This is a genomic window from Microcoleus sp. w2-18bC1 (assembly GCF_036700365.1).
GTDB lineage: Bacteria > Cyanobacteriota > Cyanobacteriia > Cyanobacteriales > Microcoleaceae > Microcoleus.
Genome location: NZ_JAUBOS010000003.1, coordinates 26,483 through 42,537, shown reverse-complemented (window position 1 = coordinate 42,537; position 16,055 = coordinate 26,483). Strand labels below are relative to the sequence as shown.

At 46.2% G+C, this 16,055-nt stretch carries 14 protein-coding genes and 1 tRNA gene; 5 read left to right on the top strand and 10 right to left on the bottom strand.

Annotated features, from left to right (window positions below):
- Positions 1–100 precede the first annotated feature (100 nt).
- Positions 101–173 (bottom strand) — tRNA-Phe (locus QT979_RS03335).
- A 132-nt stretch (positions 174–305) separates the two neighbouring features.
- Between QT979_RS03335 and QT979_RS03330 the strand changes: the two genes are divergently transcribed.
- A complete protein-coding gene (locus QT979_RS03330; RefSeq protein ID WP_333308146.1) occupies positions 306–2,975 on the top strand; it encodes a phospholipid carrier-dependent glycosyltransferase in 2,670 nt (889 codons plus the stop codon).
- 66 nt (positions 2,976–3,041) lie between these two features.
- Complete coding sequence (locus QT979_RS03325) at positions 3,042–3,977, top strand: cobalamin-binding protein (RefSeq protein ID WP_333308144.1); 936 nt, start codon at positions 3,042–3,044, stop codon at positions 3,975–3,977.
- A 138-nt stretch (positions 3,978–4,115) separates the two neighbouring features.
- Here QT979_RS03325 and QT979_RS03320 read toward each other — a convergent pair whose 3' ends face one another.
- The 9 genes from QT979_RS03320 to QT979_RS03280 form a co-directional block, all read right to left on the bottom strand.
- Positions 4,116–4,745 (bottom strand): fasciclin domain-containing protein, encoded by a 630-nt coding sequence (locus QT979_RS03320; RefSeq protein ID WP_333308142.1) that lies wholly within the window; start codon positions 4,743–4,745, stop codon positions 4,116–4,118.
- 165 nt (positions 4,746–4,910) lie between these two features.
- The gene (locus QT979_RS03315) at positions 4,911–5,693 is read right to left on the bottom strand and encodes an MBL fold metallo-hydrolase (RefSeq protein WP_172190728.1); all 783 of its coding nucleotides are present in this window, start codon (positions 5,691–5,693) and stop codon (positions 4,911–4,913) included.
- A 265-nt stretch (positions 5,694–5,958) separates the two neighbouring features.
- Positions 5,959–6,546 (bottom strand): aminodeoxychorismate/anthranilate synthase component II, encoded by a 588-nt coding sequence (locus QT979_RS03310; protein ID WP_333308140.1) that lies wholly within the window; start codon positions 6,544–6,546, stop codon positions 5,959–5,961.
- A 177-nt stretch (positions 6,547–6,723) separates the two neighbouring features.
- Positions 6,724–7,236: a diacylglycerol kinase family protein gene (locus QT979_RS03305; RefSeq protein WP_333085282.1), complete on the bottom strand. Its 513-nt coding sequence runs from the start codon at positions 7,234–7,236 to the stop codon at positions 6,724–6,726.
- Between the two features lie 161 nt (positions 7,237–7,397).
- A complete protein-coding gene (gene ybeY, locus QT979_RS03300) occupies positions 7,398–7,934 on the bottom strand; it encodes an rRNA maturation RNase YbeY (RefSeq protein ID WP_333214688.1) in 537 nt (178 codons plus the stop codon).
- 206 nt (positions 7,935–8,140) lie between these two features.
- Positions 8,141–8,359, bottom strand: coding sequence for a DUF3285 domain-containing protein (locus tag QT979_RS03295; protein WP_333308137.1), 219 nt, complete (start codon positions 8,357–8,359; stop codon positions 8,141–8,143).
- Between the two features lie 202 nt (positions 8,360–8,561).
- Positions 8,562–9,347: a DUF4058 family protein gene (locus QT979_RS03290; protein ID WP_333214684.1), complete on the bottom strand. Its 786-nt coding sequence runs from the start codon at positions 9,345–9,347 to the stop codon at positions 8,562–8,564.
- 120 nt (positions 9,348–9,467) lie between these two features.
- Positions 9,468–11,297 carry a threonine--tRNA ligase gene (thrS, locus tag QT979_RS03285; protein WP_333308135.1) on the bottom strand — a complete coding sequence of 610 codons (1,830 nt, stop codon included), beginning with the start codon at positions 11,295–11,297 and terminating at the stop codon, positions 9,468–9,470.
- Positions 11,290–11,439: a hypothetical protein gene (locus QT979_RS03280; RefSeq protein ID WP_333308134.1), complete on the bottom strand. Its 150-nt coding sequence runs from the start codon at positions 11,437–11,439 to the stop codon at positions 11,290–11,292. The genes thrS and QT979_RS03280 overlap by 8 nt, the downstream gene beginning before the upstream one ends.
- Before the next feature lie 286 nt (positions 11,440–11,725).
- Here QT979_RS03280 and QT979_RS03275 point away from each other — a divergent pair, with 286 nt between their 5' ends.
- The 3 genes from QT979_RS03275 to QT979_RS03265 all read left to right on the top strand — a co-directional run bounded on the left by QT979_RS03275 (position 11,726) and on the right by QT979_RS03265 (position 15,160).
- Positions 11,726–12,055 carry a DUF2605 domain-containing protein gene (locus QT979_RS03275; RefSeq protein WP_333214680.1) on the top strand — a complete coding sequence of 110 codons (330 nt, stop codon included), beginning with the start codon at positions 11,726–11,728 and terminating at the stop codon, positions 12,053–12,055.
- Between the two features lie 158 nt (positions 12,056–12,213).
- Positions 12,214–12,525: a DUF2973 domain-containing protein gene (locus QT979_RS03270; protein ID WP_333106625.1), complete on the top strand. Its 312-nt coding sequence runs from the start codon at positions 12,214–12,216 to the stop codon at positions 12,523–12,525.
- Positions 12,526–13,168: 643 nt separating this feature from the next.
- The gene (locus tag QT979_RS03265; protein ID WP_333308132.1) at positions 13,169–15,160 is read left to right on the top strand and encodes a DICT sensory domain-containing protein; all 1,992 of its coding nucleotides are present in this window, start codon (positions 13,169–13,171) and stop codon (positions 15,158–15,160) included.
- Positions 15,161–16,055 lie beyond the last annotated feature (895 nt).

Genomic DNA, 16,055 nt, shown 5'->3' with positions numbered 1-16,055 from the left:
CGGGGCTTTCACCCCGCCATCGGCAAACCTACATCTTGATTAGCTGAATTGCCCGCATTTTTCCTAAAAAAAAACCCTCAACTTTGTGAGGGCTTTGCGATGCCAGGAACGAGACTTGAACTCGTGACACGTGGATTTTCAGTCCACTGCTCTACCAACTGAGCTATCCCGGCTTGTTTTTTCGCGCTTTACTATCTTAGCAGACACATACAGAATTTAGCAAGCACTTTTTCAAATTAATTTTCGATCACCCGGAACCGCCCACCTGTAAGCTAAAAGCTGCAACCTAAAATCCAAGAATCGCAATGGCACAGCAACATCGGGACAGCGAGGGCAAGAGTCTGCTTGTCTTAGGCATAATTTGGCTGCTGGGGGCAATTAGCGATCGCCTCTGGTTTGCCCTCGATCGATCTGTCCCGGCGTGGGATCAAGCAGATTACCTGACTAGCACCCTGAAATACTTGCAGGCGTTGCAGCATCCTCAGTGGCTTTCCGGGGAGTGGTGGACAAACTTCTGGCTGCTTTCGACGAAAATTCCGCCCTTGGCATACATCTTGACGGTGCCGTTTCTTCAAGTTTTCGGTACTGGGGGCGATCGGGCAACCCTCGTTCATCTATTATTTAGTGCAATTCTCCTCGCTTCAGTCTACAGTCTGGGTGTCCAATTATTTAACAGGCAAGTCGGTTTGTGGGCCGCTGCAATTTGCGTTTTGTTACCGGGACTTTATCGGTTCCGCTTGCAATTTTTACTCGACTATCCCCTCACTGCGGCGATTACTTTGGCTTTCTATTGTTTGACCATGTGGAAGGCTTCTGAAGGAAAGAAGGAAGAAGGAAGTTCGGCAACGGATTTTATAACGGATGTAACGGATAGAACTCAGTTGGAAGAACGAACAAAGAAAAAGTATAAATTCTCCCCCTACCCCACTCTCCCCCTCTCCCCGTCGTCTTTCTTTTGGGCAATCGCCTTTGGAATTTCTCTCGGTTTATCAATATTAGTTAAACACACTACCGTATTATTTCTATTTACCCCGATTGTCTGGTTAGCTGTGGGTGCTGTGCGACAAAAAGCTTGGGGAAGATTAGCTCAATTAGCAGGTAGTTTGTTGCTGTCGGTGGCGGTGTTTGGGCCGTGGGCAAAAACTAATTGGCTGTTAATTTTGACCGGGGGAAAACGGGCAACAGTGGATTCTGCGATCGCCGAAGGAGATCCGGCCCTCAATACGATCGACGCTTGGATTTACTACGGTCAACACTTACCAGAACACATTTCTTGGCCTCTGTTACTTATTCCCTTAGTAGGATTGATACTTTATTGGCGTCGTCGGCAAGAGAGTTCGTCCATCTTTTATCTCAACTCCTGTCGCTGGCTGGCTGTTTTCTGGGTAGGAGCTTATTTAATTAATTCTCTAAATATTAACAAAGACGACCGATATGGTATACCTTATTTGCCAGTTTTATCTATTTTCTTAGCCTACTGTTTAACGCTGTGGCCTTCTCGGTGGGGACGAGAAATTCGCTGGGGTACAATTGGCTTGGGAATTCTGGCAATGCTATTGCATATGTGGCCGCTGGGAGGGGCTTTTGGACATAGCTTAGTTCAAATTATCAGTCCCGGCAATTCTCACTATCCTTACTGGGGGAAAGAGTGGCCGCACCGAGAGATAATTGCCGAAATTATTGATAGGGAACCTTATTTGCAGTCTACTTTAGGCGTGTTGCCTTCGACCCCGGAAATTAACCAGCATAATTTGAATTTTTACGGTGCTTTGGCGAATTTTCAGGTTTATGGGCGGCAGGTGGGAACGAATTTAAAAGACGTGCCGCAAGATGTGCGATCGCTCTCTTGGTTCGTAACTAAAAGTGGCCCGCAAGGTTCGATCCGCGAAAAAATTAAACAAGCTCAAAATGCAGCCGTAACCGCGATTGAAAAAGGCGATAAATTTCAGTTAGAAAAAACTTGGGTTTTGCCAGATTATACTAATTTAAATCTTTATCGCAAGCGAGTGCAGCCTGTCGAAATACAGCCATTGAATGAAGCGCGATCGCAAGTACAATTAGATCGAGTTACTGTCGCTGCAAAAGCAGTTCCCGGACTCGCGCTACCGGTTACTTATACTTGGTCTGGGCCTTGGCAGCAGTTGCAGTCTGGTTTAGTGTTGGTAACGTGGCAAAATCAGCAGTCGGGCGATATTCCACCGGGACAGACTTTCAGGATTTTACACGATCGCGCGATCGCCCAGGCGACTTTGCATCCGGGGATGCTGGAAGCGGATAAATTTGCTGTGGGGTTTCGAGTTGTCGATCGCACGGCGATGCTTCCTCCTGCTAATATTGCACCGGGAACTTACAATCTGCAAGCTACTTATCTAAATCGCAAAACCGGGGAAACTTATCCGATTAATGTGCCGGCAGTGAGTGTTAAGATCGAGGCAGAGCCTCGGGATATGCGTTCCCAGGTAGAGCCTGGAAACGAGAAGAATACAGATAAGCCTGAGTTAGATTTGGTGACTCAATTGCGGGCGATGGCGGTTAATTTACCAAAAGGATTGCCCGGTTTAGAACCCGTGTTCGAGCAGATTGGCCGCATCAATCAGTACGATCCAATTCAAGATTATACCGTGCAAGCGGAACAAGCGTTAGAATATCGGTTGAAGCAGGAACCAAATAATCTAGAATTGGCTTATGCTTTGGCATTTTCTCGGGTATTGCAGCAGAATGTCACAAGTGCGATCGCCGCCTTAGAAAAAGTCACTCAACTCGACTCAAAAAACCCTTACGCTTACGCCTATCTCGCTTTCGTACACCTGTACGGCTGGCATCCCAAAGCCGCTCAAACAGCCTTAAAACCTGCTCTAGCTCTCAACTCTAACCTACCGGAGATTAGAGTTTTAAACGGTGTAGCCACTCTGATGCAAGGTAATCTCATTCAAGCATGGCAAGATTTGCAATACTTAAAAAAACTAAAAATTTAACAATCCCTTTTATTGTGGCACGGGCGTCCCGCCTGTGCTTCAGAATCAGTAAAAAACAGAAAACCAATGAACCAACCAAGAATAATTTCTTTAATTCCCAGTGCCACGGAAATTGTAGCACTTTTAGGATTAACCGATGCAATCGTGGGCCGTTCCCACGAATGCGACTATCCCCCAGAAATCCAAAATTTACCTGTTTGCACTCAGCCTAAATTCAATCCCGAAGGAACTAGCAGCGAAATTCACAACCGCGTGACAGAATTGTTGCAAAATGCCCTCAGCGTGTATAAAGTAGAAATAGATACTTTGGAAAAATTGCAGCCGACTCACATTATTACTCAAGCTCAATGTGAAGTCTGCGCTTGTTCTCTAGCAGAGGTTGAACAAGCGGTAAACACGCTGGTAAATAGCAAGCCGGAAATTATTTCTTTGCAGCCGAATCTGCTAGCAGAAATCTGGACGGATATTCAGCGAGTTGCTGATGCTTTGGGCGTAAATGGCAAAAGTGCGATCGACCTTTTGCAATCCCGCATCAATGCTATTACCTCTCAAACACAAGCATCATCTATTCTTACTACAAAAGAGAGACTTCCCAAAGTAGCTTGCATCGAGTGGATTGAGCCTTTGATGGCTGCGGGTAACTGGATTCCCGAATTAGTAGCAATGGCGGGAGGCAATTCGCTATTTGGAATTGTCGGGGAACATTCCCCTTGGTTAAAATGGGAATCGCTAGTAGGAGCTAACCCCGATGTAATTATTTTTATGCCTTGTGGTTTTGATTTGAACCGCACTCGCATCGAAGCAATACACATAACTAAATACGCAGAATGGCCTAATTTGGAAGCAGTAAAAATGGGGAACGTTTACATAACTGACGGCAATTCTTACTTTAATCGGCCGGGGCCGAGATTGGTTGATTCGTTAGAAATTTTAGCAGAAATTCTCCATCCCGAAATCTTCGATTTTGGCCATCGGGGTAAGGGTTGGCAGCCATTTTTGTAAGTACCTGCAGCTAGCTAAAGCTTTATCTATATTAATTCTGAATTGCCTGCCATACAAATAAGGACACAACATTGTTGTGTCCTTACTTCGTCTTCATTTAACCGAATCTGACATCAATTGATGCACAAAACGCTAGTCCTACTTGGCATCAGGGGGCATCAACACCTTGTCAATTACGTGAATAACGCCGTTGCTAGCTTTGATATCAGCTTTCACAACATTAGCACCGCTGACAGTAACTTTGCCTGCGTTAACTCCCACCTTCAGCGAACTGCCTTCGACACTTTTAACATCGCCGGATTTCAGGCTAGTAGATACAACCGAACCAGGAACAACGTGGTAAGTTAAAATCTTAGTAAGTAGGGCTTTGTTTTCCGGTTTGAGCAAATTCTCCACAGTTCCTTCTGGCAAAGCAGCAAATGCCGCGTCTGTCGGAGCAAAAACAGTGAAAGGGCCTTTTCCTTGTAAAGTTGTCACCAAACCTGCTGCTCCCAAAGCCTTCGTCAGCGTCTTGAATTGAGCGTCGCCAGATGCAATAGCAACAATATCCTTAGCAGCGGAAGTTGGTGCTTGTGAAACGCCAGTTGGTGCCGGTGAAGCAGCGGCTTTTACCTTTCCTGCAACTTGTGGAGTTTGAGTTGCATTAGCAACATTAGTGTTCGAGGTGATGTGAGCCCAAGCCGGGAAACCGATTAGCGCGCTAGCGCCGATGATTCCTGCGAAACCTGTGAGTTGTTTCATCCAGCTAGGTAAATTTTGATTTTTCATTGCGCTTGCATTTCCTTATGAGATAAAACCGTGAACATGAATTGTTATGTTAGCCAAATCTCGACAAAAGGCAAGGTTGCCAGAGGCTAAGATAGAGAGAAATTTCTCTTGCATCCCCGATCGACCAAAACTTCCTTACTATAACGCAAGCTGAGCAATCGGGCATCAACCGCTAAATCTGTAACTCAAAACCTCAATCACCGAACCAGTTTGGGGTAAGTCAGCAGATTTAATGGAAATCGTGTCATTATTCAATCGGCGCACCGGCGTACCATCCATCAGCGCCAAGAATTCATCTAGCGGCACTAAATCGCACGCAGCAGCATCGGCGGCTTGGGTTTTGAAATGTGTCGGAATCACCATCTTCGGTTTGAGAAGTTGCAAAGTTTGCTTCGCTTCCGCCGGAGTGTAAGCTTTCGGCCCGCCGCCCACGGGAATCAGCACTACATCGGGCCGCCCGATCAAGATTTGTTCTTCAATGCCGATCGGGCCAGCAACTCCGCCCAAGTGTAAAATCTTAACGCCCGCTTGCTGCCACAGCCAAGCCACATTAACCCCAAATCGCCGTCCTCCCTCACGGTCTTTTTCCGTCCGAATCCCTTGAATCCGCAGCCCGTTAGACCTGTAAGCCCCTGGCTCGTACAAAAGGCCGGGATTGCCCGCAAATCCGTCGATCGCCCCTTCATCAAGCAATCGGCTGCTAATCAGAATCAAATCTGTTGGCACTTTAGGAGAGCGATAGCCTGCGGTACAGCCCAGGGGGCGAAAAGGATTCACCAGCACCCTCGCACCGCCTCCGGCGAACAAGAAGCAAGTGTGGCCCAACCACTGAACCGACAAAGAATCAGCAGTTTGAGCTTGATAGCTTTCCCATCCAGATGGTAAACCAGTTGCTAAAGCTGCTAGCAAACCCGTCTGTGCGTAACGTATTAATTGTCGCCGTTTCATCTTGTGGTTGGGGTTGTCGGGTGTTGGTCGTTTGTTGTTATACCACAAAACACCGTCAGTCGATTTTAGATTTTAGATTTTAGATTTTAGATTTACTTGTAGCATTGAATCTGAAATCTCGAACAGGAGTCTAAAATTTGGGGTTCACCACGACAGGAGTGGGGGGCTTGTATCCTTTTTGGGGCGGTTCAGGTGCGAAAATGTTTACCCTACTCTCACCGTAAGGTGCTAGAAGAGCGAACCCTACAAATTCAGATAAATTCAACTAAAGTCTTTCTAAGAAATTTCGCAATAATTGTTTTCCCGAAGTCGTCAAAATACTTTCCGGGTGAAACTGTACACCTTCAATGTGCGGATATTCCCGGTGCCGCACACCCATAATAGTTCCGTCTTCAACCCAAGCGGTAATTTCCAAAACTTCTGGACAACTCTGCTTTTCAATTACCAAACTGTGATAGCGAGTTGCAATCATCGGCGATTCCACACCCTGAAAAACTCCGACTCCTGCGTGTTCTACCTGAGAAGTTTTGCCGTGCATCAACACGGGTGCAGAAACAATTTTGCCGCCGAATACTTGACCGATACTTTGATGTCCGAGGCACACGCCTAAAATTGGCAGAGTTGGCCCCAATTCTTTGATTAATTCCAGAGAAATTCCCGCATCTTCCGGCCGCCCCGGGCCTGGAGAAATCACCACTGCTGCTGGCTGCAATCGGCGAATTTCAGCTAAGGAAATTTGGTCGTTGCGGTAGACTTGCACTTCGCTTGCTACAGGCAACTCAGCACCCAGTTCTCCTAGATACTGTACCAAATTGTATGTAAAACTGTCGTAGTTATCGATGACTATAATCACGGGTTAAGTTAGATTTTAGGTTTTAGATTTTAGATTTTAGATTGACTCGCTCCCTGAAAGCAAGGGTTTCAAGATTTTAGATAGATGTCGATGATAAAAATAGCTGCAATATAGACGAATAAAACTAAAAATCTCAAATTGGTCATCTAAAACCTAAAATTTTCTGGCTCCAATAAGTTACTGACGGCCGATCGCAATTTGAACGACTGCCCACAAAGGAGGAAGCAGAAGTGCAGTACCGACGATGATCGCAGCCATTGCCGATACCAGAACTGCTCCGGCAGCGCAGTCTTTGGCAATTCTGGCTAGTTCGTGATAAGATTGCCCGACTGTCAAGTCTACCACCGATTCGATCGCCGTATTCAACAGTTCCATTGCTAAAACTATGCCAATGGTGACGCCGATCACAGATATTTCTACAGGTTTGAGTTGCAAAAATAGCCCGAGTCCGATCGCCAAAGTGCCTATAACTGTGTGAATCCGAAAATTGCGCTGAGTTTCAAAAGCATAACTCAGACCCCCCCAAGCGTATCTAAAACTCGTAGCTAAGCTAGATGCGATTTTCCAGGACAGCTCTCGGTTGTATTTCAAGGCTTTTTTCGGCTCCTGGACTGTCTGGCTAGAAGAGTCTTGAGGCATGGGCAGAAACTGTGCGATTTGTGATGAAATTGAGGGTCTATCTAGTGTCATAAAGAACCAACTTTAATTTACAGAGATGAATGAAAGCTAAACTTTTCAAATTAACTTCATCAAGTCTAGGTAACTTTTCTAAGTTTTTACTAAAGTTTTGGTTTAATTTCAGAAAGTTATGTTGGGCTTGACATGATTTTTTAAATCAACATCAACTTCAGTTATGCTGTTTGGATCGCAAGACCGATCGCCCGCAGCAATGTTTCTTGTCGATCGAGCATTTGAGTCAGACTTTCTTCATCCGGGTGATCCCAGCCCAAAAGATGCAGAAAACCGTGGGCTGCCAGCCAAGCTAGTTCGTTCTTCAGGGGATGTCCTTGCTGCTGGGCTTGTCGGTTAGCTGTATCGATCGAGATGACGATATCACCCAAGTATAGGGGTTCAGATGACTGCATTTCCTCTAGCTGAGGACAGTCTACCTCTAAAGATGCGAAAGCTAGTACATCAGTCGGTCTATCGAGCTGGCGGTACTGGAGGTTGAGGGCTTGCATCTCGGTATCGGCGGTTAAACGCAGACTGACTTCGTAGCCCGGAGCGACTGGCACATAATCTTCCTGGTTTTCCAGCCAAACGCTAAACCAATTTTCCCAGGTTTCGGCTGAAATCTCCCCGCTGGCTGTACTCTCAGGGAGGTTGGAAGCGTCGGCTGACTGCTGGGCGAGCCCGTAACAGTCCTCGACGTTCACCTCAATTAACATTTTTTTGCTCTCCTGTCAAGGGATATATTCAATTTTTTTACAAATTCCAATTGCGCGATCGAACGGCAGGGGATTTTGCTGTTGCTGGAAAGATACAGTAATCTGTTAGAGATTGCAACAGGCAGGCAGAACAATCAGCTTAACTCCCGATTAAGAAAGATCAAAAACATCAGCAGAAATTAGAGGCTGATTGTTGGAATCCCGGATTAAGAATTGAAATAGCGATCGAGAAAAGCCAAACCGACGAGTACGCCTAAGAGTCCGGCGGCTGTCAAAGCAAAATGAAACAAAGAAGTCGCCCGCTTGCGAACCATATTCCGCATCGCCAGCTTGACATAACTCGGTGGAGGTGCAGTGTTTGTCGGCGCTGTCTGGGTTTCGTCGGACTCTTCGGAGGCGGGAATTGCTGAGGGATGTTGACTCATAACGGTTAGTTTAGAAGGTTAATAGAGGGGCTGCTGAGGACAGACTTGCCACGATGGTAACAAAGATGTAACGTTTTGTGTAGGTGTTTTGAGTTTTTCGAGCCTCGTTACCCTATATTTCTGTAGGGGTCGTTTCGCCGACATCAAAAACCACCAAAAATTCTCATAAACCCGCCCCCCACCAGGGAAGAATCTACTTTCCTTATCCCTTTAACCCTCTTTCCCGCAACAAAGCATCCGCCCAAGCAGCATCTGATTCTGAAAGCGCAGGTAGGGGTGCGGTGTAATCTATTCTAAAGTCATAGGCGGCGCGATCGTAAACCCCATTTAATAACGCTTGTAAATCTACAATTGGTTCCGCATCACCCGCACGCAAAGGCAAGGGAAACTGAGGAATCATATCCGGTAAATTGAAAAGGTACAAATCCGCCAAAGGCCTTTGATTTCCCCGACTCGCTAAAATTCGATAACTTGCCTCAATATCGTTCCCAAAAACTAACATTGGTTGGTAACTTCGCAGCAAGTCAATTTCAATCATATGAGTGCGACTACCAAACACCTTTTCTCGCTTTGCTTCATATATTTCTCGCCCTTTCCCAGGGCGCTTATTGGCGGGTGACAACACTTCAATCACTGTCACAACTTCCCTAGTTTCTGTATCTCGCACCTCTAAATATGCTTCCCTAAATTCCACAGGTACTGGCAGTCTTACTTTCAAGGCTGTCACAGGCGGCGCGGCAACTGCAACATTAGAAGAAGTTGGGTTTGTTTGACTTGGAGAGCGCTGCACAGTGACATCAGGAATCCCCACTAAAAGGGAATTTTCCCCGCTAAGCTCATAAACTCTTTTTTCAATATCGACGATATATTTTGGCAGCAACTGTGGCACTAATGATTCAAAAATGCTACTAATTAGCAAGTGATGTACTTGAGGCCACAATTCAGGACTTTCTAAATAAGGATTCATCCCTAGAAACGGATTACTCATTAATTTAACTCCTGTTAATTTACCTAATTATATGAGTTTAGTCGATCGATTAGAAAAACGCAGACAATATCAAACTATCATCTGCGTTAATCCCCGTGCATCTGCGTTTAAAAAATCCCCCTAAAAATCTCCGTAACTACTAATCGCCGCCTGCAACCTCCCAATCACTTCCTCAACCGAAATAGCCCCCAACTCCCCAGAAGTCCGAGTCCGAATATTCAAACTATTCGCCTCAACTTCCTTCGCACCCACAACACCCATCACCGGAATTTTATCCTTCTCAGCATTGCGAATCAACTTGCCCAAACGCTCGCTATTCTCATCAGCTTCAGCGCGCATTCCGAGCATTTTCATCTTCGCGGCCACTTCCTTCGCAAACGGCAAAAACTCGGCGCTGACAGGCAACAACCGCACCTGAATCGGCGCTAACCACAGCGGAAAATCGCCCGCATACTGCTCAATCAAAATCCCGATCAAACGTTCCAAAGAACCGAAAGGAGCGCGGTGAATCATCACCGGACGCTTGCGAGTGCCGTCTTCAGCAACATATTCCAAATCAAAACGTTCTGGCAAGTTGTAATCTACCTGAACAGTTCCTAATTGCCATTCTCTATCCAAGACATCTTGGAAAATGAAATCGAGTTTCGGCCCGTAAAAAGCCGCCTCTCCAATTCCCTCAAAATAATTCATTCCCAAAGTTTCCACTGCGCGGCGGATTGCACCTTGAGCCTTTTCCCAAGCTTCATCGGAACCGATGTATTTCTCTAAATTGTTTGGATCGCGGAAACTCAAACGCGCCTTAAAGTTTTTCAGTTGCAGACTCTTGAATACTGACAGAATCAAATCCACCACATTCAAGAATTCTGCATCCAACTGTTCCGGTGTGACAAATAAGTGGGAATCATCCACCGTAAAGCCGCGCACCCGCGTTAAACCGCCCAATTCTCCCGATTGTTCGTAGCGGTAAACCGTGCCGAATTCCGCTAAGCGCATCGGCAGTTCTCGATAGGATCGCAATTCGCTTTTGTAAATTTGGATGTGGAAAGGGCAGTTCATCGGTTTCATCACAAAACCCTGTTCGTTTGCTGCCGCTTCCTCATCCTCCGCCATCAGCGGAAACATATCTTCTTTGTATTTCTGCCAGTGTCCAGAAATTTTGAACAAATCTACTCTGGCGATGTGTGGAGTCACAACTTGCAAATAGCCGCGTTTGATTTGTTCTTGTTTCAAGTAATCTTCTAAAATACTTCTCAAAACAGTGCCTTTCGGCGTCCACAAAGGCAAGCCGGGGCCCACAGGATCGGCAAAAATAAATAAGCCTAATTCTTTACCTAATTTGCGGTGATCGCGCCTTAATGCTTCTTCTTTGCGGTGTTTGTATGCTGCTAATTGTTCGGGAGTTTCCCAAGCAGTGCCGTAAATCCGCTGTAATTGAGCTTTGGTTTCGTCGCCGCGCCAGTACGCCCCTGCTAGGCTTTCTAGCTCGATCGCCTTTGGATTCAACTCACTGGTATTATCCAAGTGAGGCCCCGCGCACAAATCCCACCATTCCTCGCCCAAATGGTAAAAAGTAATTGGTTCGATCAAACCTTCTAAAATTTCTAATTTGTAAGGTTCGTTAATCTCCTTAATTCTGCGTTCTGCTTCCTCGCGGCTGACTTCTTCCCGAATTACAGGCAATTTACGGTTGATGATTTTGATCATCTCTTTTTTAATGGCTTTTAAATCCTGTTCCGTAAAAGGTTCGGGAGTGTCAAAGTCATAATAGAAACCGTTTTCAATCCAAGGGCCGATAGTCACTTGCGCCTTGGGAAATAACTTCTGTACCGCCATCGCCATAACGTGGGAAGTGGTGTGGCGAATTTTTTTTAGTGCCTCGGACTCACTCGTGCGGGGCAACTCAATTTTAACGGACTCTTCTGGAGGGGACATGGATTCTGAGCTAGACATCGGCTGAATTAGCAATTAATTTAGTTGCAGTTGCTTCTATATTACTCAGATTGGGACAGCAAGCGCCGACTTCCGACTGGGGGACACTCCGGGAAATTAGGTCATTCTGGGCATGGGGCATGGGGCATTGGGCATTGGGCATAGTTTTTTTCTTCCTTCTTTCTTCTTCCTTTCATCTCTTACATCCGTTACATCGGAAGAAAGCGAATCCCTTGCCGAACTTCCTTCTGCTATGAGCTATTGCTAGCGAGTCTGAGCCGATATTGCACAATTTGGGGATTTCGACTCAAAAATCGCTGCTGGCACAGTTAAATTTATTCACACCCACGGGCTAATTGTTATTAAATTATTGAATTTTTGTTAAAAATATGTTACAATTTGTAAAGACCGTCTAAGACTATAATAGATAAATAACCCAATTTTGATCCATGCTTAATTCCAACTTGCCCGAGCCAGAATTGCTCAAAGCGTTACTGGAACCGCTGTTAGAGGATTTCAATTACTGGTTCGACCGATCGGCAAAGCTCTTAGAAACTGAGGAAATTCCCTTTCTCAGCGAGGAAGATCAATCTGACTTGCTGGCGCGAGTCAAACAGGCTCAGCAAGAAGTAGGCGCAGCAAAAGCTCTATTTCAAGCAACCGGGGGTCAAGTTGGGATTGAAACAGCAGCACTGATGCCGTGGCACAGACAGCTCGCCGAATGCTGGCAAGTATCGGCACGCTTTCGCTCATGGCAGTCAGCTCCCCCTGGAAAATAAGGAAGCGAGTTCAAGTTAAATTTGCAGTCAAATCCCCAACCTTGGGAAATGTGGCGGCCCACTTGACAACCTCAAACAGATTTCCAGTTAATAAGTTATTACTTGCTGAAACACTTTTGTAAATTGCTGTGTGGCTGTTTAGCCCGGAGGAGAAGATAATGTTGCACTTGCTTTATATTTTAGCTTTTACCGTTCTTGCCTTTCTGGCGGTCGGTAACTTAATCCGCAGTCTAGTCACCGTTGGTATGGAGTCCCAGCGCCCTCAACAGTTCAGGGCAAATAATCCCTACGCATCCTATCCTCGCTCTCAATCTGTACCGCATCCAGAACTTTTAGACGAACACGGAAATGTTGTCAATGAGCCGCTGTTAGTGATGCGTTCGCTGACTGTCCAAGACGCCCGCGAACAATTAGATGCTCTCTACAAATCATCTCCCGGTGGCAGCGACGAAGGGGGCGAACTAGCCTAATACAACCACAGCCGCAGCATTTATACTTAGGCGCTATGCCTCAAAAAAAATATAGGACTTACAAGCTAGGTGTCCGAAACCCTTTTTCTTCATAGATTTTGGTGAAAATCGTTTCCGCGCTTCATCGGAATAATAATTTTCCGAGCATCCTTGGCATCATTCCGAATCTAACCAGATTGGATATAAGTCCTCAAAATAATTGGCCGTTAGTTTTTAGCTAATGGCCAATTACTTGTGATTTTTGAAAGTTTAATTGCCGATTAGCCAGATCGATCGCCCAAAACCGATTCGCCAAAAACCGATAAAGATAGCATTGATATCAAATAGCTCAAGAATAGTATAATGCAAGAGATCCGGAAGCGGTGCCTAACAAGTCTGAATGGTGAGAGTGCTAACGCCCGAATCGAACCCTGAATAGATGAGTTGGCGTCAAAACCTAGAGGTAAAAACAGGTGACTTTGGGATGAACTCAAGGTCTTGGAGGCATACCTCTGCTTAGATTCGTCTAAATGATATGGCTAGCATGATATGACTTAAACAGTCGTGTTATGAAGCATAAATGTATCAGATACTGAAAAGGGATCGCTCTAAACCTCCTATCGATCCTGTTTTGTCATCGGCAAAAATGCACGTTTAAGGCTAGATGATCGTCCCTATTTCGCTACTGGCAGAACTTCTGCAAGCTTTGCCCCAACTGCGGGCACAAATTTATTTCAAATCTTCCATGACAGCCTTGTCTCACGCGATGGAAGACTTAGTTTTGGCGGGTTCAGACGACGAACCGCTAGTGATTGCCAGCTTTCAGCGAGAGCGCTTCTACCGCCAGGAAGCTCACCGCTACCGGCGAATTGCCTCACGCTCGTCTCAGGTATACGTGCTGGCTGCACCGGAAACTGACTTTAAAAATTCCTCGGAATGTCACGAAACTGTGGCGTTTGCACCGGAGGACGGATTGAGTAAAGAGTGGCACTTAGTGGTGCTGGGGCAGCACTACTCAACTTGCCTGATTTGTCAAGAAAAAATTGTGCCGATCGACAACCAGGACGCTCGCGGGCCACTGTTGATGGATCAAGCTCGCAGATTTGAAGGAATTTGGACGTTCGATCGCGAGGTAAGCTCCAAAGCGGCCGCATTGTTGCTCGATAGAATTGTCAAATATCGCCCGGAATTGGCAGAAAAGATCGATCGAGCGCGAACGACTTACAAACTCAAAACACCGAAAAAAACGAGGAAATCCGCCACTTCCAAAGCCGCCAAACCCGAAATAAGTACGAGAAAAAACTCAAAAATTCCCAATCCAAAATTGAGCGATGCTTTTACCGAACGCTTAGTAACCTACTTGCAAGCAGGCCAGCACAAACTGCTCAAAGCATACAGCGCGATCGCCGCTCAGGAACGCAAAGAACGCCTGGTAAACTTAATTACCACGGCAATGCGGCAGTCTCTCAACCCGCAAGAAATCGTCGAAGTCGCAGTCCAAGAACTCGGCACTGCCCTCTCGGCAAGCCGATGTTTGATTTATCGGTGCAAGGCAACAGATGTGGCGGTCAAAATCGATCGCGAGTTTTTGGGGCCGGGCGCTAGTTCCATGCTGGATCAGACTTGGCTGTTGCAGGAAAATCAAATATGGAGCGACGCGGTGGCGCGGCAAGAGCGAGTTTACATCCAAGACACAGCACAACACCCGTTGATTGTCAATACACAATTCCTGGAAAAAACTGTAAAAAATTGGCAAATTGTCTCTTGGTTAATGGTGCCAGTGCTTTATCAGGGGCGGGTTTTGGGAATGGTGGAAATGCACCAGTGCCGAGCGGTTTTACCTTGGGAAGAAGACGAAATTGCTTTAGTAGAGGCGATCGCCACCCAACTTGGAGCAGCCTTAATTCAAGCAGAAACCTACGCTCATTTAGAAGAACTCAACCAACAATTAGAAGCATTAGACCGCACTCGCAGCAATCTAATTGCCATCACCGGACACGAACTCCGCACCCCACTTTCTACGATTCAAGTGTGTTTGGAAAGTTTGAACTCCGAACCAGATATGCCCCCAGAATTGCGGCAAATCATGTTAGAAACTGCCCTTGGTGATGCCGATAGAATGCGGAAACTCGTGCAGGATTTCTTAACTCTTTCTCACTTAGAAAGCGGGCGAGTCCAATGGAATGTAGAATCGCTGACGCTGCAAGAATGCGTTGATTTGGCCCTTAGCAGCGTGCGATCGGGGGGCGGACTCGATCGACAGTTACCGGAAATTATCGCCGAAGTGTCCGCAGAATTGCCTTTAGTGCAAGCTGACGGAGAGTGGTTGGTGGAGGTGCTCTCCAAACTGCTAGACAACGCTTGCAAATTCACCACACCTCAAGGAAGCGTCACCATAAGAGCGAAATGCAACGGTTCTCGGATGGTGGAAGTGCTCGTAGCCGATACGGGGAGGGGAATCGAGGCGAACAGTTTAAAAGTAGTGTTCGATCGATTTTATCAAGAAGAAGGAGCTTTGCGCCGCAGCGCCGGCGGTACCGGTTTGGGATTGGCAATTTGCAAACAGATTGTTGCCGGCTGGGGCGGTAAAATTTGGGTAGATTCCGCAGGAAAAGACCGAGGAAGTGAATTTCACTTTACTATTCCGATTGTTTAGACTAAATTGATACAGCGTATTCAAGGTTTATGAGGTATACCCCAGAAACCGGGTTTCTTTACAGTTCTCGCATGATTACTGATTCTGTTGCTCGAAACCCGGTTTCTCCGTACTAAATTTACATGGAATATACTGTAAAAAACCGGGTTGGTGGGCGTCTGAGCGCGCAAGTAGCGATCGAGTGATATCAAATCCGGCTGCGCTGGAATGATATCAAATCCGCGCTTCCGGAGTCGGGCGTAAAGTCGAATCAAGCTGCCAACAAATAATTCGCGCAATTTTCATTTTCTTGACTCACAGTGAACAGTCAACAATAACGGACGGTGCAACCGGAATCGATATTAATCGATCGACCGAGATACGATAGCACAGAAAAGTTTTCGCAGCAGAACCAGCCTCCGCTGCTACACCCTCTCTCATATCAATTGCGGTAGCATCGAAATAGTAAAATCCAGTCAACAGTCAACCACGGATGGTGCAACCGGAATTGATCTAATTCATCTGCGTGAATCTGTGTTTATCTGCCTGTATCTGCGGTGAAAAAAAGAGAATGTATTAACCGCCCCGGACAAGGAATTGACGCGGATTCACGCAGAGATCGAGAAGAGAGATAGGAATACTTTCGATGCTAACAAATTTGATAGGAGGCGCTATTTAAGCCGGACTTGATATCAAATACTAATCTACAGTCGTCTTGAGACGACTTGAGCTATGAGGCAGGGGTTGAAACCCCTGTCGGACTTAACGACTAATATTAATGCCGATTGCATCGGAATGATTTAACCACAGAGAACGCAGAGCTCGCAGAGAAAGAGAAGAGAGACATGAATAATTCCGATGCAAACGGAAAGGATATCACCCTCAATCCTCACCCTGTGAGATCAGCCTTAAAGGA